Consider the following 21,187-nt stretch of genomic DNA (forward strand, 5'->3'; position numbering starts at 1 on the left):
TATTTTTAGGTTATGGTACTTTCAGCAAAAATAATGCAAAAAAGTAACAGCCAAACGACTAAGATATGTTCTTAACACAATAATATAACGAGGTTTCGCTATGATTAAAGCGGCTTATCAACCTTGGTTTCCCTTGAACAGAAACCTAAAGCCACACCCGAACCTGAGTTGCAGATTAGACCATTTATCTTTAACCATACTGTGGCAGGAACTTGATAACGATGCATTCACGATGGAATTGTATTTCCCTACGATTTCAGGAATACAAGTCATTGATGAGTCAAGTTATCAAACCTTCTTAGATAACATAAGTGATAACTTTAGTGATATTCAACATGATGATAAAAGCAATACGCCATTCCCTATTGATTCAGATTTAAATATCACGAATCAATCCAATGCCGATTATTTTTCTTTACCTTGGCCAATATGGAAGTCGGTAAAAAATGCACGCCGTCCTTATTATGGTGAATTAGGCGAACATATTTACCAAGACCTATACAGTTATTATATGGTGGGCGCCGATAGTGTCTACTTGATCGATACTGATGTAGAACCTACAGTCAATGTCTTATCTTGTTAACTATGAAGTTAATCACTGTTAACCGAACAACTGCAGAATTAATCACAATGGGGTTAGTGAGCATATTGTTAATAATAACTACAATATGCTTTTTGCGTGAAATATCGCCAGCCAACACAACCGATTACATTTAAAGAGAGCAAGTTCAAAATAAGCAGATTGGCTAAATCAGCCGTTTTCATTACACTATCGCCCTTCTCATCTTCACCCAAGAATGACCAAACCATGCCTGATTTTGCCTTACTTGCAGTGTTTATCCCGACCTTCTTCTTTGTTTCTATTACGCCGGGCATGTGCATGACACTCGCCATGACACTGGGCATGAGTATAGGTGTGCGCCGCACCCTGTGGATGATGTTGGGTGAACTGGTTGGGGTGGCGTTAGTGGCGACAGCCGCCGTGATGGGCGTTGCCAGTATCATGCTCAACTATCCCGAAGTCTTTCAAATCTTCAAATGGATCGGCGGGATTTATTTAGGCTTTATCGGCGTACAGATGTGGCGCGCGCGCGGCAAGATGGCCATATTAAGCGATGATGACACTAACCCCAGAGCCAGCAATGTTACCTTGATCTCTCAAGGCTTTATTACCGCCATTGCCAATCCTAAAGGTTGGGCATTTATGGTGTCGCTATTGCCCCCTTTTATCAATGCCGAGCGCGACGTCGCGCCGCAGCTCCTCGCCTTACTGAGCATTATCATGGTGACCGAATTTACCTCTATGCTCGCCTACGCCAGTGGTGGCAAAAGCCTGCGCATCTTCTTGAGCCGTGGCGATAATATTCGCTGGTTAAACCGCATTGCAGGCAGCCTAATGATAGGCGTAGGAGTTTGGTTAGCCATGAGCTAACGGTTTGAACTAACCGCTTAAATGTAACCTGTTCTACCTAAAATTAACCCAATAAAGTCCCGTTAACTCGGTCTTTATGAAGGCTCTTTTTTGTAGGGCAACACATCCTGCATCTGCGCCATATATTGCTGCATTTGCAGTGTTTCTTGCTCAACAAAGTCGGCAATCGCCGCCTTAAATCCCAAATGGGCGATGTTATGGTAGGAATACATTGCTACGGGTTCAAAGCCACGCAGCACCTTATGTTCCCCCTGCGCGCCCGCATCAAACACTTGAAACTCATGTTCAATACAATATTGAATACCTTGATAATAACAGGCCTCAAAATGTAAACCGTCAAGCTCAACCGTCGTCCCCCAATAACGACCATATAAGCATTTCTGCCCTCGGGTATTCTCACCTTTTAAATACAAGGCGCCAGCGACCATCTCGCCCTTTGCATCTTCAACCACCAACAGTAGGACTTGCGCAGCGAGTTGTGCCCCCAACTGCTGAAAAAAGGTTGGCGTTAAATAGCCGCGATGACCGGAGCGCTTAAGGTAAGTTAATTGATAACATTGGATAAAAGTCTGCCATTGCGAAGCGGTGATCTGCTCCCCTTCGACAAACTGAAACTTAAGATTAAAAGGCTGTAACTGCGCCCGCTCCTTCAAGATATTTTTACGCTTACGGGAACTAAAGCCCGCCAGAAAATCATTAAAATCCCGATAACTGCGATTATTCCAATGGAACTGAGTGCCTAAGCGTTTTAACAGCAAATTTGGCAAACTTTCAAATAACGGCGTTTGTGTTGGGGTAACAAACAGGCTATGCCATGAGGAAATCGGGTTATCGCCCAGCCCTGGCTGATTAAGAATAGCTTCCTCAAGTACGAGATTATCCTGCGCTGATATTAGTCGGCGATTCAATGTCAGCAGCAGTAATGCCGCCACGCGCAGTTGCTCGGCGCGCTCCAATGCGGGATGAATGCCCATCCGTTGACCTTGCACTGGGGTAAAAGGGATCGCATTCACCCATTTGGGATAGTAATCGAGCCCATGGCGCTCATAGGCTTCGGCCCACGCCCAATCGAACACATACTCACCGTAGGAGTGGGATTTTTGGTACAAGGGCATGACGGCAATAAGTGGGAACTGATTGAAGTGCTTAGCCGTTTGCACACTGATAAACCCTCCTTCAGCCAAAGGCAACAAGCTTTTATCCTTACTGGCGACATCATTTAATGTGTCACCCGCATCGAACACGCATAAATGTCGAGGCGTCCAACCGGTTGCAGTGCAGGCGGAGCGGCTTTGCTCAAGTGCCAACAGAAACTCATGGCGGCAAAATGGATTCGCCTCACCCATGGCGGCATTCCACGCACTGGCCGAAATATCCGACATTGAGCTCGCAAAAGCCAAAATAAGCTGTCTCATTGGGTAAATTATCGTCCTTTACTGGTGTGAACAAGTATACGAGGTTGCAATTAAGCCTAATTCTCGGCACATTGCATAGCCATAATTAAAATAAATTCAGGATTGAGTATGCGTCCAACAAGACCTTTTAGACCTCTTATTCTCGCCATTGCGATGGCGCTTCCCCTACTATCATCTCCCAGTCTGCTTGCCGATGAATCGCCAATTTTCAGCCAGATGGCCACCGCACAACCTGTGTGGGCTAAGCATGGCATGGTCGCAAGCCAAGAAACTCTCGCCAGTCGCACCGGCGTTGAGATCCTAAAGCAAGGCGGCAATGCAGTTGACGCCGCCGTGGCTGTCGCCTTCAGTTTGGCTGTCACCTTACCCCGTGCTGGCAATATCGGCGGCGGTGGTTTTATGCTGGTGCATATTGCCAAAGAAAACAAAACCATCGCTATCGATTACCGTGAAATGGCGCCGTCTAAAGCCAAGAAAAACATTTTCCTCGACGAAAATGGCGACGCAGTTGAAAAACTAAGCCGCGAACACGGTCTTGCCGTGGGTGTGCCAGGTACAGTGATGGGCATGAGCTTAGCCCTTGAAAAATATGGCACTATGACTCTCGCCCAAGTCGCCGCGCCCGCGATTAAAATAGCGCAGGAAGGCATTAGCGTGACGCCAGATCTTGCCCAATCCCTTGCTGGCCTAAAACGCCGCATGGCCCAATGGCCAACCACGGCCGCTATCTTCTACAAAGCCGACGGCAGTGACTATCAAGTGGATGATATTCTTAAACAACCTGAACTTGCCCATTCGTTAAGTCTTATCGCTGAAAAAGGCACCAAAGGATTCTACGAAGGTGAAACCGCCACTAAACTCATCAATGCGGTGAAAGACGCTGGCGGCATTATGACCTTAGACGACCTTAAAAATTATAAGGTTGTAGAACGCGAACCCGTACGCGGCGAATACCGTGGCTACGAGGTTGTGTCTATGCCACCGCCATCATCGGGCGGCGTACACATCATCGAAATGCTCAACGTGTTGCAACAATTCCCGATTGATAAACTCGGCCACAATACGGCGCAGACGATTCATCTGATGGCAGAAACCATGAAGCATGCCTATAGCGATCGCAGCGAATACTTAGGCGATCCCGACTTTTATAAGGTGCCCGTCAAAGCCTTAACCAGTAAGGACTACGCCCAAAAAATCGCCAGCCAAATCGCGATGAATAAAACAACGCCAAGCGCCGAAATCAAGCCAGGTAAACTCGCGCCCTATGAGAGCGACCAAACCACTCACTTCTCGGTAGTGGATAAATGGGGCAATGCGGTTTCAAACACTTACACCTTAAACTTCAGCTACGGCTCAGGTTTAGTGGCCAAAGGAACTGGCATTTTGCTCAATAACGAGATGGATGATTTCTCGGCCAAACCCGGCGTGCCAAACGGCTACGGTTTAGTTGGCGGTGATGCCAATGCGGTCGAAGGCAATAAGCGCCCATTGAGCTCCATGAGCCCCACTATTGTGATGAAAGATGGCAAGCCCTTCCTCGTCACTGGTAGCCCCGGCGGTTCACGCATTATCACCACAACACTGCAGATCATCATGAATGTGATCGACCATGGATTAAACATCGCCGAAGCCAGTAATGCGGCGCGGGTGCACCATCAATGGCTGCCCGATGAGCTGCGAGTCGAATCCAGCTTAAACCGCGATACCATTTCCCTGCTCGAAGCCAAAGGCCACAAAGTGAAAGTACAGTCCGCTATGGGCAGTACACAATCAATCATGGTGACCGAACAAGGGATTTTTGGCGCGTCTGATCCACGCCACTCGGGTAGCGAAGCCATCGGCTACTAGCATCTCCATGATGCCAATGTTAGTGAAAGAGATGAGTGTAAAGAAATGGGTGAGAGAAATAGGTGGATGAGATAAAAAGGATTTATGACCTATTCGATCTAGGTCATAAACCCTGAGTAAAGCTTGTCCTTCCGCTCAACGAATACAAACTCGCAATCAAAAAGCCCTGCTATACATCACTGTATAAGCAGGGCTTTTTATTGCGTGGAAAAGTTATTGTGCTGATTTACATTGTTTTTTACTTTAGTTCTCCTGCAATAGAGTCATGAAATATCATACTAAACACAACTCACTTCAGGACAGAAGGTGTAGGCAAATTGTACTGGGTGACCTGTTATTTCAGTCACAGGGATCTAAGTGTTGGCTGGTATTCAATCATATAGGCTTGCCATGGCATTCATTCTCCGACACGCAGCTAGTCCGTCCTTGGATGCTCGACCGCCCCGTCCATGGGGCGGACGGTCGTCTCGTAAATCACCATGGCTCCCCTTTCGCGCATTAGCGTAACTTGTTGCTTCTAAAGACGAGAGCAGACACTAACGATTGATTAGCTCATTTATTTCAGACGGTTATTTTACCGCTTTTTTTATTTATTAATGATTTAGAAAAGATTTTTAATAAAAATCAAACAGCCTTTTGGACAAAGCATTGTTAGATAATTAGCTCTAATTAGGCAGATTCGGATTAACTATTGTACTAGCAATGCTTCTTTTGACTATAAACTAATCAACATTCCTTAATGGTTAGACATAACTAGTCGTAATAGAACATAAGAGGCGCATATATGGGTATGAATCAGTAGTATAGAGTTTGATTCATATTAAGGGAGAAAATCCTCCTAAAATAACCACATACGGGGAGCAAGGACGGGTTTTAGCAGATGGCGTAAATCATCCTACCTTAGAGTGATTCTCGGTAGTGTTCAAATTTCTGTGTCATTTCTTTAAGCTATACCAAAAAGAGATGATTTATGACCACACCTACTTTTGATATCAATGCTGCCATTCAAGCGCTACGTGAAGGAAAAGACCTCACAGGCAAGGATGGCATCTTAACCCCTTTGATTAAGCAACTCACTGAAGCGGCATTAGTTGCTGAGTTGGATGGCCATTTGGCTAACCCTGATACGGTTAATCGTAAAAACGGTAAAACCACTAAAACGGTTAAAAGCCCCATTGGCAACTTCGAGCTCAATACGCCCAGAGACAGAGCGGGCACCTTCGAACCTCAATTAGTCAAAAAGCACCAAACCCAACTTACCGATGAAATGGAGCGTAAAATCATTGGCTTATTTTCATTAGGCTCCAGCTATCAAGATATTCGCGCGCATATCGAAGACATGTACGGCATGTCGGTGTCCAACGGCACGGTGAACGCCATTACTGACAAGTTACTACCTGAGCTTCAAGCATGGCGCGAACGCGAGCTAGAGCCGCTTTACCCCGTCATATGGCTCGATGCAATTCATTATAAAATCAAAGAGAACGGTCGCTTTATTAGCAAGGCGGTTTACACCATTTTGGCCCTTAACGTCGAAGGTAAAAAAGAGCTATTAGGCTTATATCTGTCTGATAATGAAGGCGCTCACCATTGGTTAAGCGTGCTAACTGACCTGTATAATCGCGGCGTTAAAGACATTCTCATCGCCTGCGTTGATGGCCTTAAAGGCTTTCCTGAAGCGATTGAAACCATTTACCCGCAGACGGAAGTGCAACTGTGTGTCATCCACCAAATTCGTAACTCGATGAAGTATGTTGCTTCTAAGCATCAAAAGGCCTTTATGGCCGATTTAAAGTGCGTTTATAAGGCTGCCACCTTGAATGCGGCCGAGATGGCACTGGATGAGCTAGAGACAAAATGGGGCGATAAATACCCCGTGGTGATTAAATCATGGCGCAACAAGTGGGCGCTGTTATCGGTGTATTTCAAATACCCAGATTATGTCCGCACTGCCATCTACACCACTAATGCGGTTGAAGCGGTACATAGGCAATTCAGGAAGTTAACCAAAACGAAGGGCGGTTTTGCTAGCGAGAACAGTTTACTCAAGCTGCTTTACGCGGGTATATTGAAGGCCTCTGAGCGCTGGACGCATCCCATCCAAAACTGGAATTTGACGCTATCACAGCTCTCAATCCATTTTGAGGGGCGCTTAGAAAACCATATCGATCTGTGAAATTAACCTGACACAGAATTATGAACAGCCTCTGATTCTCGGCCCAATTTGAGGATAAACGACCGTGAATAAATCTATGATTAACGCTGCGTTCACTGTCTTTTCTGTTAGCAAAAACAGCAACACAGGTCACGAGTTCGTATACAACATCTTATTATACCCGTAATAGTCGTCGAATAGCCTCAACAAAAAGAGCAGATAACAGTGCAAACTTAATGTCAGTAGTCACAAAAAACACTATTAAATCAACAGTGATATTAAAGACAAGCCAAAATAAATCATAAACTCTTCGCAACGCAATAAATTGGTAGAAAATATCTTTTCTAGCTCTGAATCGTGTTCTTGAACAATCAATAGTATTCTTTTCATTGTTCACATAAGGTTTACCTACTGGACTCAATATTAAATACTGTAAAGAATATTTGTAATATAAAAGTTCAATAATTTGGTTTCTCAATATATTAGTAATTACTCCTTCAGGTATGTGAAGTGAAAGATGCAACTCGCTTCCATAATTAGCGCTATCATCTTTTACTATAGTGTAATAAGGAATAACAGAGCCGGTGATCACAAAGCTCTCTAGCAACTCTGTTCCAACAACCATCTCAACAATTGTCATTGCAAACCATTTTAATGCTGTAACCTGCCCCATTAAATCAGAGTTGCGATAACAAACCATTTTTAAATAACTTCCTACAATTCCATTTTGGCTATCGATTACTCTATAATTTTTACTCATAATTGCTCACAAACTCAAAAAGGTAAGAGTGACTCACTAGCTCACTTTGGGACACTAAAGTGAACTTAAACTACAGTGCTACTTGGCATATTTAGATTAATATTTGTATGAGTCAACTTTTCACATAGAAGGTATAGGCTTGCTGCTGATAATCTCGAGGCACGCGCGAAGCCAGCTAGATTGCTTCCCAATCAGCGAAGCGAATGAACATAATACGTTTATTATATTTTACGTTCGCCAACTTCCTCGATTTCACAAGCGCCTGACATCAAAATTGTTGACGCGGGAATTGTTAAGGCCATTTTTGGATCACTAGGCTCCGCAACAAAAGTCTCTGTTATTGCTAGTGTTGTTCGATTAATTTCATATAGGTAAGTCATTTTGATGCCTCCGCCAGCACTTACCTTTTGATATGAAATTTTATTTGCGGAAAAAAAACCTTCAGCGTTGAATGCACCACCGCCTTTGTTCAAATGAGTAATTTTTCCTGACTCTTCGTCCAGTTTGGTGCTGAAAACTTTAGTTTCATTGTTTGATGAAACGCTACAATTCAAGTAGACAGGCTTTCCAAATGCAAGTGAAGAAAAGCTGATAATCGATAAAGCTAAAAACTTCCTTTTCATAAAATTCACCTTTAAAAATATAACATTTCATAGTGCGCATGCGCGTTTCCCTCACATATTACCAAAAACGGTAACCTTTAAGTGTTTAATTTAAAATGTTTTTAGATTTAAATACTTGAGTTAACGCGCACAAGTGGCGACTAAAAAATATTCAAAACAAAGCAGTTTGAATACGACTGTATGACGTTCTCATTAAGCCCTTTGTAGTGAATAGTTGAAAGCAGAACATTGATGGGAATTTGTTGGGAAATGAGGTAGCAAGTTTGCGATTCACCAGCCGAGTGCTAGAAAGCTTTGGGGCATTAGCTTTTTAGCTAAACGAACAGCGAAAAGGTTAGTGAAGATTGGTATTGTTGCACCAGTGACCTTCTAAAACAGCGATGTTTTAGTTGAGCCCTCAGGGATACTTCTTATTAAATGAAAGAGGGCGAGTCACTGGGGAAACAATGACAATTCATGCAGCACAACTGACGATATAACTCACTAGCTTTGAGCTTTTGAGCATTTCAAGTTGGAATGGCGGAAATCTAAGATTTAACCGCCATAGTTCTATTAACCCTTAATGCTTGGCTTAATACTTGATAAGAAACTTTATTGCTCCCCTACACTTTTATGCCATCCACAAATCACTTTCACAAAGAGTACTATTTAACCGCCGATATTTCGATAAATGCTGCGGTGTACATTTTTAGGTTCAGCATAAATTGCTTATGGGTGATGAACTCTTTTTCGGTATGGCCAGTGTATTCCACGCCCGGCATGGCTGGGCCAAAACTTAAGGCATTGGGGAATAATTTACTGTTGGTTGACCCGCCGATTGCAACGGGTTTAGGGTCGACTATGCCAGTGAAGTGGGCAAACACGTCGAGCAGGGTTTGTTGCTGTGGCGCACCTTTCATCACCATAGGCTCGCCCCAATAACTTTCGATATCAGCAAGCTGCACTTGGTGTTTCTCCTGCCACAGGGCTAAGGCTTCACGGGCTTGTTTAGCGAGTAACTCTGGTGTTTTGCCGACAGGACGGCGCAAGTTAATGGTCACCTCAGTGCCCTTCTGCGTTTGCACCACCACAGTTGGGGCTAAGGTCAGCGGTCCCATAAAATCATCTTTATAGGCTAAGTCACCAAACTGCTCGGCATAAATGCCTAACCCCACCAGCTCGTCCATGGCGGCGACAGTTAAGGATGCGCTAGTTTTCGGCCAAGGTTTATCATTCAATTCGGGACTTAACAATGCCGCCAAATGGGTCACAGCATTCACTCCATCTTCAGGAGTGGATGAATGGGCGGCTTTACCGTCGGCAAAGATATGCAAGTTGCACTGTTTATCGACGCAATGGTTTTCAAAACGATATTTCATCCCCTGCTGCGCGGCGGCTCTGGTCTGTAACTTTGTGAGTAATGCAGGTGAAACCGCCTCAATTTCTGCTTCAGCCTGCTGCGGTACTTGGCTGGCAAAATAGCCACCAGAGAAAGCGGTTAATCTGGGAGTTTGAGTTGAAGCCTCTGCTTTCGCTTCTATATTGGAGAGCGTAATATTGGGTACAGTAAAGGTAATCTTGCTCCAGCCTTTCTCGGCGGTGACCACGGGGTATTCAGCATCAATAGTAATGTTCATATCCGCTGGCGTGTAGCTGGCTAAAAAGGTTTTCAGTGGTCCCCAGTCGGACTCTTCAGCAAGATAAACCAAGAGTTCAATGCGTCTATCTCGCTTAATGTGTTTATCTTTAATCGCCTTCATCGCATACATGGCAGTGACAATGGCGCCCTTGTCGTCCTCTGTGCCGCGGCCAATCAGTTTGCCTGGTTCCGATTGAGTATCAAGCAGATAAGGGCTCTGCGCCCACAAGGCAGGATTAGCTGGTTGCACATCGCCGTGGGTGACTATGCCTAACTTTTTAGGTTCATTGTTCACAGCCGAATTGGCATCTAAGCCAATCAACACCACATAACCATGATCGGCATAATCTAACCCGAGCTCCTGACTGAGTTGCTTTAAACTCGACTTAAAGCCCACAAAGGCGGGATTGGTATCTGGCGTTTGCCCTTCAACCGCTTGGGTATTAAAACTCACCAACTGAGTCAAACTCTGCACCATAGCCGCATCGTATTTTGCGACCGCGTAATCGGCGACCTTTAGTGCATTTTGGCTTAACTGGGGGACGTTTGTTTGAGCCGCTGTTGTTGCTGGCGCTGTTGTTGCTGGCGCTGCAATACACTGCGGCATAACCCAGCTGGACGCAGTCAGTAATGCCAAAGATAACGCTCGACGCACGCGAGCATGTTGAATACCAGATTGAGACATAGAAGATCCTATTATTGTTATTCGTGTTTTAGGACCGTACTGCAAGAGACGGTTGAAAATGGATTAAGCTGGTTTACTGCAACGTGTTGCTTATACCAGTCATCTGCGACGTGTTTGCGGCTATTATCTTCGACTACAGCCTTGACCAATGATGTTGCCAATAAAGCGCACCGAGACCCGATAACAAGCCTCAGCCAGTTTGCCATATTATTTTGCTTAAAAGCCTGAAACAAAACATTTGTTACAAACTAAACACAAAATCGATGGAACCCCTAGTCCGATACATGTTAAACAGTCACATTAAGCTTAATTTAATGGTTTTAGCCGTACGTAGACTTCAATTTTTTCTTGAAATCCAAGGCCATCATCATGCAAACATCCATAACAATATCGACCTAACGGGGAACAAATAATGAAGGGACTAACCCTCAAACCGCAAGCCCTCACGCCACGCACTGCTAAGCTCACGCTAAGTACCATCGCTTTAGCCTTAACTTTGGGCGCCTGTAGCACACAACAACCCGATGCCAGTGTTCAAGCAAGTGCGGCGCCAAATGCAGTGTCAGCGCAAATTATCAGCCAGAATGCGACTAATCCATTCTTTAAACCCTATGATACTTTTATGGAAATTCCGGCCTTCGATAAAATCAAGCCTGAGCATTTCCTCCCCGCATTTAAAGCGGGAATCGCCCAACAACACGAGCAAATTCAAGAAATTGTTGATAATAAAGCAAAACCCACCTTCGCCAATACGATTGAAGCCATGGAGTTTTCTGGCGATCTAGTGACGCGCGTTTCTAACGTCTTCTTTAACCTGACGAGCGCGGATACGAATGAAGCATTGCAAGCACTCTCCAAAGAAGTGTCGCCTATGTTATCGTCCGCCGAAGACGATATTTTGCTTAATGACAAACTGTTTCAAAAAGTTAAAGCTGTCCACGACGCAAAAGACAACCTGAAGCTCAGCACAGCCCAAGCCAAATTACTGGAAGATACCTATAAATCTTTCACCCGTGGCGGCGCTAACTTAAGCGAGCCAGATAAAACCAAACTGCGCGCGCTGAACGAAGAGATCGGCAAACTCAATTTAACCTTCGGCGACAATCTATTAGCCGAAACCAATGCATTCGAATTAGTGGTTGATAGCAAAGCCGATCTCGCGGGTTTACCCGCAGATGTGATTGCCACAGCCTTTGAAACCGCCAAAAAACGTGGCCACGAAGGCAAGTGGGTATTTACCACGTCTCGCCCTTCTATCACGCCTTTTTTAACCTATGCCGATAATCGCCAGTTACGTGAAAAACTCTACAAAGGCTATATCGAGCGCGGTAACAACAATAACGCCAACGATAACAAGATTATCCTCGCTAAGATTGCTGCCCTGCGTGCTGAACGTGCTCAACTGATGGGCTATAAAACCCATGCGGATTTCGTGTTAGAAGAACGCACAGCTAAAACACCAGAAAACGTCTACGGTTTACTCAATAAAGTATGGCCAGCGGCATTGGCCCAAGCCAAAAACGAAGTGGCTGATATGCAAGCTATGATTGACGCTCAAGGTGGCAATTTTAAGCTGCAAGCGTGGGACTGGGATTACTACGCCGACAAGATCCGTGTCGCTAAGTACAGCTTTAACGAGCAACAAACCCGCCCGTATTTCTCCCTCGACAGTACATTAAAAGGCGTGTTCTACACGGCTAACCGTTTGTACGGTTTAACCTTTAAAGAACGCACCGACTTGCCCAAATACAATGCAGAAGTTCGTACTTGGGAAGTTTACGATAAAGACGGCAAACTGATGGCCATCTTTATGGGTGACTATTTCACCCGTGACAGCAAACGTGGCGGCGCTTGGATGAACTCCTTCCGCAAGCAATACAATATGAATGGCGTTGATTCTAAACCTATTATTGTCAACGTATTAAACTACCCTCGCCCAGCGGGTAATGAGCCAGCGTTGCTGACTTTCGATGAAGCCAGCACACTATTCCACGAATTTGGCCACGCACTACACGGCATGTTATCGAACGTCGAATATCGCTCACAGGGCGGCACCGCCGTACCTCGCGATTACGTTGAGTTCCCATCGCAAGTGAATGAAAACTGGATGACTCAGCCAGAAGTGTTAGCCCAATTTGCCAAGCACTACAAAACCGGCGAAGTGATCCCGCAAGAACTGGTGAAGAAAATCCAAGCAGCCAGCAAGTTCAACCAAGGTTTTTCTACCGTTGAATACATGGCGGCCACTAAACTCGATTTAGATTGGCACACACTGACCGACACTATACCAAAGGATGCGGCCAAGTTTGAAGCGGACTCGTTAGCGGCAATGGGACTGATTGAAGAAATTAGCCCACGCTATCGCAGCACTTACTTCTCGCATATTTTCGCGGGCGGTTATTCAGCAGGCTACTACAGCTACCTCTGGTCGGATATTTTAGGTGCAGATGCTTTCGAAGCCTTTAAAGAAAACGGCATTTTCGACAAGGCCACTGCGGATTCCTTCCGTAATAATATCCTTTCGAAAGGCGGCAGCGATGATCCTATGCTGATGTATAAAAACTTCCGCGGTAAAGAAGCCGGTATAGAGCCGCTACTGCGTAGCCGCGGATTACTGGCCGAGTAACATAACATCATCCCTCTAAATTGAAGTTTTAAATATCATAAACAGGGAGCGAATACTCCCTGTTTTTATTTTATTGATACTAAATAGGGAAATAGCGAGAAAGGTCAAGATGACAGAGTGCAGCTTGGCAGCTAACATCTTGGGAAAAAGATGTTACGGAACTTACGCCTAAACTTCTTAAATGCGGATTAGTAATAATGGTACGTTCCCGCTTCACATGTTAACCCACTATTATTCGCCACTTAGGCGGCATTAAATTTTCAATAGAGTTATATGATGAATATTGAGATGGTAGAAAAAGCAGATCATCTTAGTCTGCTCGATATTTGGGAAGCATCAGTGAGAGCAACCCATGACTTTTTAGCAGAAGAAGATCTACAGGAATTAAAACCGTTGATCCTCGAACAATATTTTGACGCCGTTCACTTAAAGTGCGCTAAAAATGACAATGGAGAAATACTCGGATTCTGCGGGATACATGATGGCAATATTGAAATGCTGTTCATCTCACCTGACGCGCGCGGAAAAGGTATTGGTTCCATGCTAGCGACACATGCCATTAAAGAACTGGGAGCCACAAAGGTTGATGTTAATGAGCAGAATCAGCAAGCATTAGGTTTTTACCAGCATATTGGTTTTTCAGTAACGGGTCGCTCACCCGTTGATGGACAGGGTAAACCTTATCCGCTGTTGCATATGGCGTTATATTCCATTGAGGGATTGTAGATGTATCCTGATTCAATCGATGAGAATAGGGTTGGAGAGTATCCGGCGGAAACAAAATCAGGCGGCGGTTATTTCTATGATCAAGTACTAGAATATCGTGTTTGGTGCCGCCCTTGGCAAGGTGCACCAGATGAATTTGATGGTGAAATCTACTATTACGCATTTCATACTTATAATGAGGCTCTTGAATTTTCGAATGAAACTGATGGGTCTGAAGCGCCTTTAGTACTTATTAAACAGCTTGAATGGATTGATGAACCAGAAGCAGGAAAATTCATTCATAAAAAGGGTGAGCGCCTAACTGAATGGAGGGTTGAGTGGTTATTAGAGAGTAAACGTACGGAGGACACTATTGCTAACTTTATAAGTGACAATCAAACATAACAATTTAATCAATAAAAAATAGTTTAAGACTGTCTTTCGACAACATTCCAACAAACTATTTTGGAACTGTGATTAGGAGCGTTACCTGCAGATTTCCTTATCCTCTAAACCTCCTGTCTTGAAACAAAAAATGGTTAATAAATCCGCCCCGACATCAATAAAAAAGGCTTGCTAGGTTTCCCTAACAAGCCTTTGGGCCTTTTTACAACGAATCGATTAGTCGACTAAACCGCGGCGCTTTAACAGTGCCTCTGTTGTCGGTTTTTTACCAGTAAAGTGAATATAATCTTGCATGAGATCTTCACTGTTACCTTTAGATAAGACTTCCTTACGGAATTTGTCACCATTATCGGCTTTTAATCCACCTTGCTCGCCCATATAGGCAAAGGCATCGGCGGCAAACACTTCGGTCCACAGATACGCGTAATAACCTGCGGAATAACCACCGGAGAAGGCATGGCTAAAGTAGCTCGACTTATAACGGGGTGGTATTGGCGCAAAATCAAGACCATGTTTAGCTAGCACTTGGTGCTCAAACTTCTCTACATCGCTAATTTGAGTGTCGGCGCTGATAGAGTGCCATTCCATATCTAACAAGGCCGCTGACAGGTACTCAACGGTATCAAAACCTTGGCCAAACTTATTGGCCGCTAAGATTTTATCAAGCAGCGCCTTAGGAATTGGCTCACCCGTTTTATAGTGTTTGGCATAGTTAGCAATCACAGCAGGGTCGATATTCCAATCTTCGTTAACCTGTGATGGGAACTCAACAAAGTCACGTGCGGTTGATGTGCCAGCCACGCTTGGGTATTTCACCTGCGAGAATAAACCGTGTATTGCATGGCCAAATTCATGGAACAGAGTGGTCACTTCATCGAAGGTCATTAGCGTTGGGCCATCGGCTGGCTTAGGAATATTAAGCGCGTTATAGACTACGGGCTTAGTGCCGAGCAGACCGCTTTGGGTGACGAACTCATCCATCCACGCGCCGCCGCCTTTACCTTCACGGGCATACGGGTCTAGATAGAATAAGCCAATAGAACTGTTATCTTTATCAAAAACTTCAAAGGCTAAAACATCGGAATGCCACACAGGTAAATCGGTACGCGGTTTTAAGCTGATGCCATACAATTTATGCATAGCGAAAAACAGCCCGTCTTTCAGTACAGTATTAAACTCGAAATAAGGCTTGATGCTGCTTTCATCGAGAGAGTATTTCTCTTGACGCACTTTATCGGCGTAATAAGCCCAATCCCAAGGTTGCAGTTCAAAATCACCGCCCGCCTTTTTGATTTCAGCTTGAATATCAGCCGCCTCCACTTTGGCGCGAGCTAAAGCTTTTGGCGCTAAATCATCGAGGATTTCATACACAGCAGCAGGGGTTTTCGCCATTTGATCGGCAACCGCATAGGATGCCCAAGTATCGAACCCCAGTAAATTGGCTTTTTTAGCCCGTATTTGCGCCATTTTGACAATCAATGGACCATTGATTGCGACGGCTCTGTGCGCCGAGGTTTCCCATACTTTTTGGCGCAGTTCACGGTTACTCAGGCTAGAAAGCACAGGTTGGCGTGTCGTGTTCACTAACGTAATCAAATAGCCTTCTTTTCCAGCAGCTTTGGCAGCCGCGGCTAAGGTGGCGATTTCGCTGTCGGATAAACCGGCTAACTGGGCTTTATCAGTCACAACAACCACATCATCTTTAAATGATTTTAAGCTGTTTTGTGAAAAGTCCGTCGCTAAGGTTGCAAGCTCAGCGTTAAAGTCTCGCATCTTAGCTTTATCTTCGGCCGACAATTTCGCGCCAGCGCGGACAAACTGCTCATAGTAATATTCAACTAGACGCTGATCTTCCGCATTTAGGCTGCTCTTTTGCTGGTATACGGCTTCAACACGGGCAAATAAAGTCGGATCGAGATAAATATTATCTCGGTGGGCAGATAGCTTAGGTGCAAGATCCGCTTCGGTTTTCTGGAAATCATCATCAGAAATCAGACCTGCGAGATTAAAGAAGGTACGCGATACGCGCGTTAACAATTCACCCGAGGTTTCCATGGCGAGAATGGTATTGTCAAAACTAGCCGCTTGTTTGTTATTCACAATCGCCGCGATTTCTGCATCGTGAGCTTTAATGCCCTGCTCGAAGGCGGGAGCATAATCTGCAGACTGAATAAGATTAAATTGCGGCGCTTGATCTTGCAGTGGACTCTTGCTCAGCAGCACATTAGCTGCTTCAGCTTTGGCGGCGGATTGAGTCGCAACGGCATTTTTGGCTTCATTGGTGCTTACAGCAGGCTTGTCTGAACAAGCGCCAAGTAACAATGCCGCAGCTACGGCTGTGGTAATAACGGACTTACGCATATTAACTCCCTTGGATGTTGCTGCCCTTTCGATTGTATTTTTAAGGTGAAAGGTGCGCGCAAACGGATTTTGGCTTTCGGTTTACAACAGTCTGTTTTAACGAACTTGTGTAGCTTCGTACGTCAATTTCGATGAACTACCTTAACAAGTTACGCGCATTTCAGCCAAGTTTTACCCGCCCAGAGCACAGCTAATTTGTATCACTTTATGTGTATTACTCGTCTAAATAAGCCTTTGCCAACGCTACGCTAAACCTAACTCGCCTCAATCAAGCCAAGAGACATGTGAGCATAGGTGATCAACATTGGCTAAAATTTGATGTAAAAGAATTATTTAAAACAATTCTACTGAAGTTTTAAGTCAAATATCCCCGACATAGACAAGGGGCTGAGCAAATAAAATGCCATTCCAATAACAAATATTAATTCTTCTTAATAAACTGTTTACTGTAATTATTTAAACATTGGCGTAACAAATAAACAGGCCAAATGGCTCACTATTTAGGCAAGCAAACCTTGAGTCACAATTTGAAACAGCTTTTATCCGATTAATGTCACATTCAGATCATCAAATGTCTTTATAATTCCCGCTCGTTAACTTAGCGGCAAATTAACCTAACAGTTAAATTACGCTGAATTAACGGGATGATGGGCATGTTCTTTTACGGAACATGCATTGGGGTCAAATAAATATAAATAGAGATAACTATGTTAAATAAGAAAATACTCGCAGTGATGATCACTGCCGCCCTTGGTGTAAGCGCCTGTAATTCTGATGACGACAAAGTCGTTCAAGCCGATTTACGGGTACTCGAAACCACAGATCTGCACACAAATATCATGGATTTCAACTACTACAGTGGCAAAAATGACCCAACTATCGGTCTAGCCCGTACTGCAAGCTTAATCCACGCTGCACGCAACGAAGCCAAAAACAGCGTACTCGTCGACAACGGCGATCTACTACAAGGCAGCCCAATGGGCGATTACATGGCTAAAGTTGGCCTGCAAATGGGTGATATTCATCCAGCCTATAAAGCCATGAACCTATTAGATTATGAAGTCGGTAATATCGGTAACCATGAATTTAACTATGGTTTAGATTTCTTAAATAAATCCATTAGTGGTGCAGATTTCCCTTATATCAACTCAAACGTTTATTGCGCCGACGATAATGGTTGCTGGAATGAGGTTAAAAAAGGTGAGCATTTATTCACCCCTTATATCATCAAACAAAAAAACATTATCGACAGTGAAGGCAATAATCAAACCATTAACATTGGTTATATTGGTTTTGTGCCACCGCAAATTCTATTGTGGGATAAACAAAATCTGACGGGTAAAGTGACGGTCGAAGATATTATTGAAACCGCGAAAAAATATGTCCCAGAAATGAAAGCCAAAGGGGCAGATATCATTATCGCCATTCCTCACTCTGGCATTGGTTCAACGGAAAATCCTGGCGATCCTATGGCTGAAAATGCCACTTACGCTTTGACTTATGTTGATGGTATCAATGCGATTCTATTCGGCCACAGCCACTCTATCTTCCCTGATGCTAAGTATGCCGACTTACCCAATACCGACGTCACTAAAGGCCTACTGAACGGCGTCCCCGCAGTGATGCCAGGTCGTTGGGGTGATAACCTAGGGGTTGTTGACTTTAAACTTGAACGTAGAGATGGTAAATGGCATGTCCTTAGTGCGAAAACGCAAGCTCGCCCCATATATAATGGTGCAACTAAGGAAGAGTTAGTTAGCCAAGATCCCGCAATTAAAGATGCAGTCGCAGCAGAACACCAAGGCACCCTCGCCTTTGTGGATGAACCTATCGGCGTTGCCGCAGCGGACATGTACAGCTTCCTTACCTTAGTGCAGGACGACCCTACGGTACAAATCGTTTCCGATGCGCAAATCGCTAACGTGAAAGCGAAATTACCTGCAGCATTAAAAGGGCTGCCAGTGCTGTCAGCCTCTGCACCCTTTAAAGCGGGCGGTCGCCACGGTACAACCAGTGATGCAGATCAATTTGTGCAAGTTGATAAAGGCCCACTGACCTTTAAAAACGCCGCTGATCTGTACCTGTATCCCAATACTATGGTGGCCGTCAAAGCAACGGGCGCCGAATTGAAAGATTGGCTCGAGTGCTCAGCGAACCAGTTCAATCAAATTGACCCAGCAAAAACCACCCCACAAGGTTTAATCAATTGGGATGGTCATCCAACCTACAACTTCGACGTACTGGATGGCTTAACCTATAAAATTGATGTGACCCAACCGAGCAAGTTTGACCGCGATTGCGCCGTCGTTAATGCCAACGCAAACCGTATCGTTGATTTAAGCTATAAAGACGAAAACGGCAAAGTCATCACAGGTGAAGAATTTGCCGCGAAAGAATTTATCGTCACCTCAAATAACTACCGCGCCTTTGGGGGTAAGTTTGCTGGTACGGGTAGCGACCATGTGGTACTTGAACTGCCCGATACTAACCGTGAAGCGCTAGCTGCTTATATCACAGCGCAATCTCAGTACAACGAAACCACAGGTAAGTACGAAGCTATGGTCAATCCAAGTGCCGATTACAACTGGGATTTCAAAACCATCACTACCAACGTCACATTAGACATTCGCTTCGAAACCCAAGACAGTGACAAAGCCGCTGCCTTTATCGAAGCCAATAAACAACGTGAAATGAAGAAGATCGGTAAGGATGAACTGGGTTTCGCCGTTTATAGCATCAACCTAACCAAATAAGCGTTCAATCCCGAAATATCATGCTAAAAAAGGCTCCTCGTGAGCCTTTTTTATTCCCTACAGATTAAATTAACGCTAATCTGCGATCTATAAACGGCGTGTCGCCATTTAGTTCATCATGCTCCACACTAAAGGTTAAACCTGCTTTGTGTCGCCAAATTTCTGCCTTATTATTTAGCGGCGTCCTCGCAACAACAGAGAAAGCTTATGAAATATCAATCAATCTTATGTGCCACGGCATTAGTGCTGGGGACTGTGCAGCCAGCAACGGCCGATGTTCATCTCAAACTACCTAAAAATGCTGAAGTGTTAACGGTCAATGGCAAGCCAGCCGTAAAGAGTGGCGATCTCGTTTTAGCCGATGGGACCAATCAGATTGCCTTCCGTTATGCCGCGCAATATCGACAACAAGCTGACTCAGTGCATTATCTCTCCGACGTGCTCATCGTCCGTTTTGATGCATCAGCACAAACACTCACGCTGACACTTCCCGCCATCAACTCAGCCAGAGATGCCAAGAAATTTGATGAGTCACCCAAGCTGACACTATCAAATGCTCAAGATGAAGCAGTGAGTTTTACCAACGATAAATTGATTAAGAATGGCATTCAACTGGGACGGGATTTCGAACACGAGATACTGCAGTACAACCTTAGCAATCATCCGGCTTCATTAAATCTCACTATGAATACCGCAACAACGCAAGCAAGCGACGCCATTGCACCAGTATTGGCAAGCCAGCCGCAAATACGCCAAACATCAGCAGCCACATCCACGAGCTTGATCGCGCCAGCAGTTATGTCGTCAGCAGTCGCAGCGAACAATGATAAGGCTCAGCAAATCACTCCAGCGACGACACCTAGCCAAGCTGAAATCAGTCAAATGCTGGATTACTGGTACAAACAAGCTAACGACAATACCAAAGCCAGCTTCAAAGCTAAAATAAACAAAGAGTGACCCATACCGCTTCAGTTTATCTATTTAAAACCGCCAGCTTAGTGTCACATATGAACTGGCGGCTCTATTAAAGCTTAGTAAAACTGATATTTCAGAAACATTAAAGCTCAGTAAGCCCATTCCCACTTCACAGCTTAATGTCATTTAACACAGCAAAGCTGCTAAGCAACAAATGGTACGAGTGCCTGTAAAGGCATTATTTATATATTTGGTAGAACAAATTATAAATATAAAAGACATATCATTTTACAGTCTTCATAGACTATTATTTATCAACTCGCTTTATAAAAGACAGTTAAGCATTTGTAGATAAAAGACTTATCACTTAATTAACTACAAAGAATTCGAACTGAGTAAAATCGAATAGTCTCTGTTCCTCCAGCCAACATAATTAACTATCCGCAAAGCGTTATCTCATAATTAAATATTTTTAAAAATCAAAACCTTGAGCAAGGATAAATACTATTTAGCCTACACATTTAACCGTATGCATTATGATTTACACTATATATTTTGGCTAGATCCAGAAACAAATGTAACAAAAAATGTCATAAAGGCATTATTTAGCAAGAGTCATTATCAGCTTCAAAGCCTCACTAAGCACTGAAGAATCCCCTGATGATTTACAAATAAATCATCAAATTAGGGTGGAAGCGCATCTTGTTGCATGATCAAATGGTTTCGCCAAAAACTACACTTGGACAACAAGATGCGCGAAGCCAATATCCTACAACATTCTTTACACCAATACTGCCCAGAACTTCACCTAAAACGATTAAACAGCTTGATGCTGGCCTCTAAGGCACTGATTGAATGTAAGACACTGACCTTGACTGAGTTAGGT

The 21,187-nt window shown here is 44.3% G+C and carries 14 protein-coding genes and 1 pseudogene; 10 read left to right on the forward strand and 5 right to left on the reverse strand.

All coding sequences use genetic code 11. From position 1 onward, the window contains the following. The first annotated feature begins 100 nt into the window (after positions 1-100). Together L5M37_RS05795 and L5M37_RS05800 are read left to right on the forward strand one after the other, a co-directional pair. Complete coding sequence (locus L5M37_RS05795; protein WP_263180328.1) at positions 101-583, forward strand: hypothetical protein; 483 nt, start codon at positions 101-103, stop codon at positions 581-583. Between the two features lie 225 nt (positions 584-808). After that, the gene (locus L5M37_RS05800) at positions 809-1,432 is read left to right on the forward strand and encodes a LysE family translocator (RefSeq protein ID WP_106650850.1); all 624 of its coding nucleotides are present in this window, start codon (positions 809-811) and stop codon (positions 1,430-1,432) included. 74 nt (positions 1,433-1,506) lie between these two features. Here L5M37_RS05800 and L5M37_RS05805 read toward each other — a convergent pair whose 3' ends face one another. Next, positions 1,507-2,847, reverse strand: coding sequence for a GNAT family N-acetyltransferase (locus L5M37_RS05805; RefSeq protein WP_263199731.1), 1,341 nt, complete (start codon positions 2,845-2,847; stop codon positions 1,507-1,509). A 108-nt stretch (positions 2,848-2,955) separates the two neighbouring features. Here L5M37_RS05805 and ggt point away from each other — a divergent pair, with 108 nt between their 5' ends. Together ggt and L5M37_RS05815 are read left to right on the forward strand one after the other, a co-directional pair. Next, entirely contained in the window at positions 2,956-4,695 is a 1,740-nt protein-coding gene (ggt, locus tag L5M37_RS05810; protein WP_263199732.1) for a gamma-glutamyltransferase, read from the forward strand. Between the two features lie 970 nt (positions 4,696-5,665). After that, positions 5,666-6,871, forward strand: coding sequence for an IS256-like element ISSod5 family transposase (locus L5M37_RS05815; protein WP_263199733.1), 1,206 nt, complete (start codon positions 5,666-5,668; stop codon positions 6,869-6,871). Positions 6,872-7,025: 154 nt separating this feature from the next. Here the strand turns inward: L5M37_RS05815 and L5M37_RS05820 are convergent, their stop codons facing one another. From L5M37_RS05820 to L5M37_RS05830, 3 genes are all read right to left on the reverse strand, one after another. Next, positions 7,026-7,610: a hypothetical protein gene (locus tag L5M37_RS05820; RefSeq protein WP_263199735.1), complete on the reverse strand. Its 585-nt coding sequence runs from the start codon at positions 7,608-7,610 to the stop codon at positions 7,026-7,028. 221 nt (positions 7,611-7,831) lie between these two features. Beyond that, complete coding sequence (locus tag L5M37_RS05825; protein WP_263199737.1) at positions 7,832-8,233, reverse strand: hypothetical protein; 402 nt, start codon at positions 8,231-8,233, stop codon at positions 7,832-7,834. 644 nt (positions 8,234-8,877) lie between these two features. After that, positions 8,878-10,536, reverse strand: a complete 1,659-nt coding sequence (locus L5M37_RS05830) for a dipeptidase (protein WP_263199739.1) — start codon at positions 10,534-10,536, stop codon at positions 8,878-8,880. 412 nt (positions 10,537-10,948) lie between these two features. Between L5M37_RS05830 and L5M37_RS05835 the strand changes: the two genes are divergently transcribed. The 3 genes from L5M37_RS05835 to L5M37_RS05845 all read left to right on the forward strand — a co-directional run bounded on the left by L5M37_RS05835 (position 10,949) and on the right by L5M37_RS05845 (position 14,272). Beyond that, entirely contained in the window at positions 10,949-13,162 is a 2,214-nt protein-coding gene (locus L5M37_RS05835) for a M3 family metallopeptidase (RefSeq protein ID WP_263199741.1), read from the forward strand. Positions 13,163-13,438: 276 nt separating this feature from the next. Continuing rightward, positions 13,439-13,888, forward strand: a complete 450-nt coding sequence (locus L5M37_RS05840; RefSeq protein ID WP_263199760.1) for an acetyltransferase — start codon at positions 13,439-13,441, stop codon at positions 13,886-13,888. Then, entirely contained in the window at positions 13,889-14,272 is a 384-nt protein-coding gene (locus L5M37_RS05845) for a GCN5 family acetyltransferase (protein ID WP_263199742.1), read from the forward strand. 216 nt (positions 14,273-14,488) lie between these two features. Here L5M37_RS05845 and L5M37_RS05850 read toward each other — a convergent pair whose 3' ends face one another. Continuing rightward, entirely contained in the window at positions 14,489-16,633 is a 2,145-nt protein-coding gene (locus tag L5M37_RS05850; RefSeq protein WP_263199744.1) for a M3 family metallopeptidase, read from the reverse strand. A 707-nt stretch (positions 16,634-17,340) separates the two neighbouring features. Between L5M37_RS05850 and L5M37_RS05855 the strand changes: the two genes are divergently transcribed. From L5M37_RS05855 to L5M37_RS05865, 3 genes and pseudogenes are all read left to right on the forward strand, one after another. Next, positions 17,341-19,386, forward strand: a complete 2,046-nt coding sequence (locus L5M37_RS05855; protein ID WP_219255565.1) for a bifunctional 2',3'-cyclic-nucleotide 2'-phosphodiesterase/3'-nucleotidase — start codon at positions 17,341-17,343, stop codon at positions 19,384-19,386. 207 nt (positions 19,387-19,593) lie between these two features. Further along, positions 19,594-20,343 carry a DUF2057 domain-containing protein gene (locus L5M37_RS05860; protein WP_263199746.1) on the forward strand — a complete coding sequence of 250 codons (750 nt, stop codon included), beginning with the start codon at positions 19,594-19,596 and terminating at the stop codon, positions 20,341-20,343. Positions 20,344-21,052: 709 nt separating this feature from the next. Then, positions 21,053-21,187 (forward strand): annotated as a pseudogene (locus L5M37_RS05865) (IS4 family transposase); the annotation flags it as partial.

The sequence above is a fragment of the Shewanella sp. SM69 genome, from assembly GCF_025653985.1.
Classification (GTDB): domain Bacteria; phylum Pseudomonadota; class Gammaproteobacteria; order Enterobacterales; family Shewanellaceae; genus Shewanella; species Shewanella oncorhynchi.

Coding starts and splice junctions, on each gene's coding strand:
- L5M37_RS05795 (WP_263180328.1), top strand. CDS start 101: ATGATTAAAGCGGCTTATCAACCTTGGTTTCCCTTGAACAGAAACCTA.
- L5M37_RS05800 (WP_106650850.1), top strand. CDS start 809: ATGCCTGATTTTGCCTTACTTGCAGTGTTTATCCCGACCTTCTTCTTT.
- L5M37_RS05805 (WP_263199731.1), bottom strand. CDS start 2,847: ATGAGACAGCTTATTTTGGCTTTTGCGAGCTCAATGTCGGATATTTCG.
- ggt (WP_263199732.1), top strand. CDS start 2,956: ATGCGTCCAACAAGACCTTTTAGACCTCTTATTCTCGCCATTGCGATG.
- L5M37_RS05815 (WP_263199733.1), top strand. CDS start 5,666: ATGACCACACCTACTTTTGATATCAATGCTGCCATTCAAGCGCTACGT.
- L5M37_RS05820 (WP_263199735.1), bottom strand. CDS start 7,610: ATGAGTAAAAATTATAGAGTAATCGATAGCCAAAATGGAATTGTAGGA.
- L5M37_RS05825 (WP_263199737.1), bottom strand. CDS start 8,233: ATGAAAAGGAAGTTTTTAGCTTTATCGATTATCAGCTTTTCTTCACTT.
- L5M37_RS05830 (WP_263199739.1), bottom strand. CDS start 10,536: ATGTCTCAATCTGGTATTCAACATGCTCGCGTGCGTCGAGCGTTATCT.
- L5M37_RS05835 (WP_263199741.1), top strand. CDS start 10,949: ATGAAGGGACTAACCCTCAAACCGCAAGCCCTCACGCCACGCACTGCT.
- L5M37_RS05840 (WP_263199760.1), top strand. CDS start 13,439: ATGAATATTGAGATGGTAGAAAAAGCAGATCATCTTAGTCTGCTCGAT.
- L5M37_RS05845 (WP_263199742.1), top strand. CDS start 13,889: ATGTATCCTGATTCAATCGATGAGAATAGGGTTGGAGAGTATCCGGCG.
- L5M37_RS05850 (WP_263199744.1), bottom strand. CDS start 16,633: ATGCGTAAGTCCGTTATTACCACAGCCGTAGCTGCGGCATTGTTACTT.
- L5M37_RS05855 (WP_219255565.1), top strand. CDS start 17,341: ATGTTAAATAAGAAAATACTCGCAGTGATGATCACTGCCGCCCTTGGT.
- L5M37_RS05860 (WP_263199746.1), top strand. CDS start 19,594: ATGAAATATCAATCAATCTTATGTGCCACGGCATTAGTGCTGGGGACT.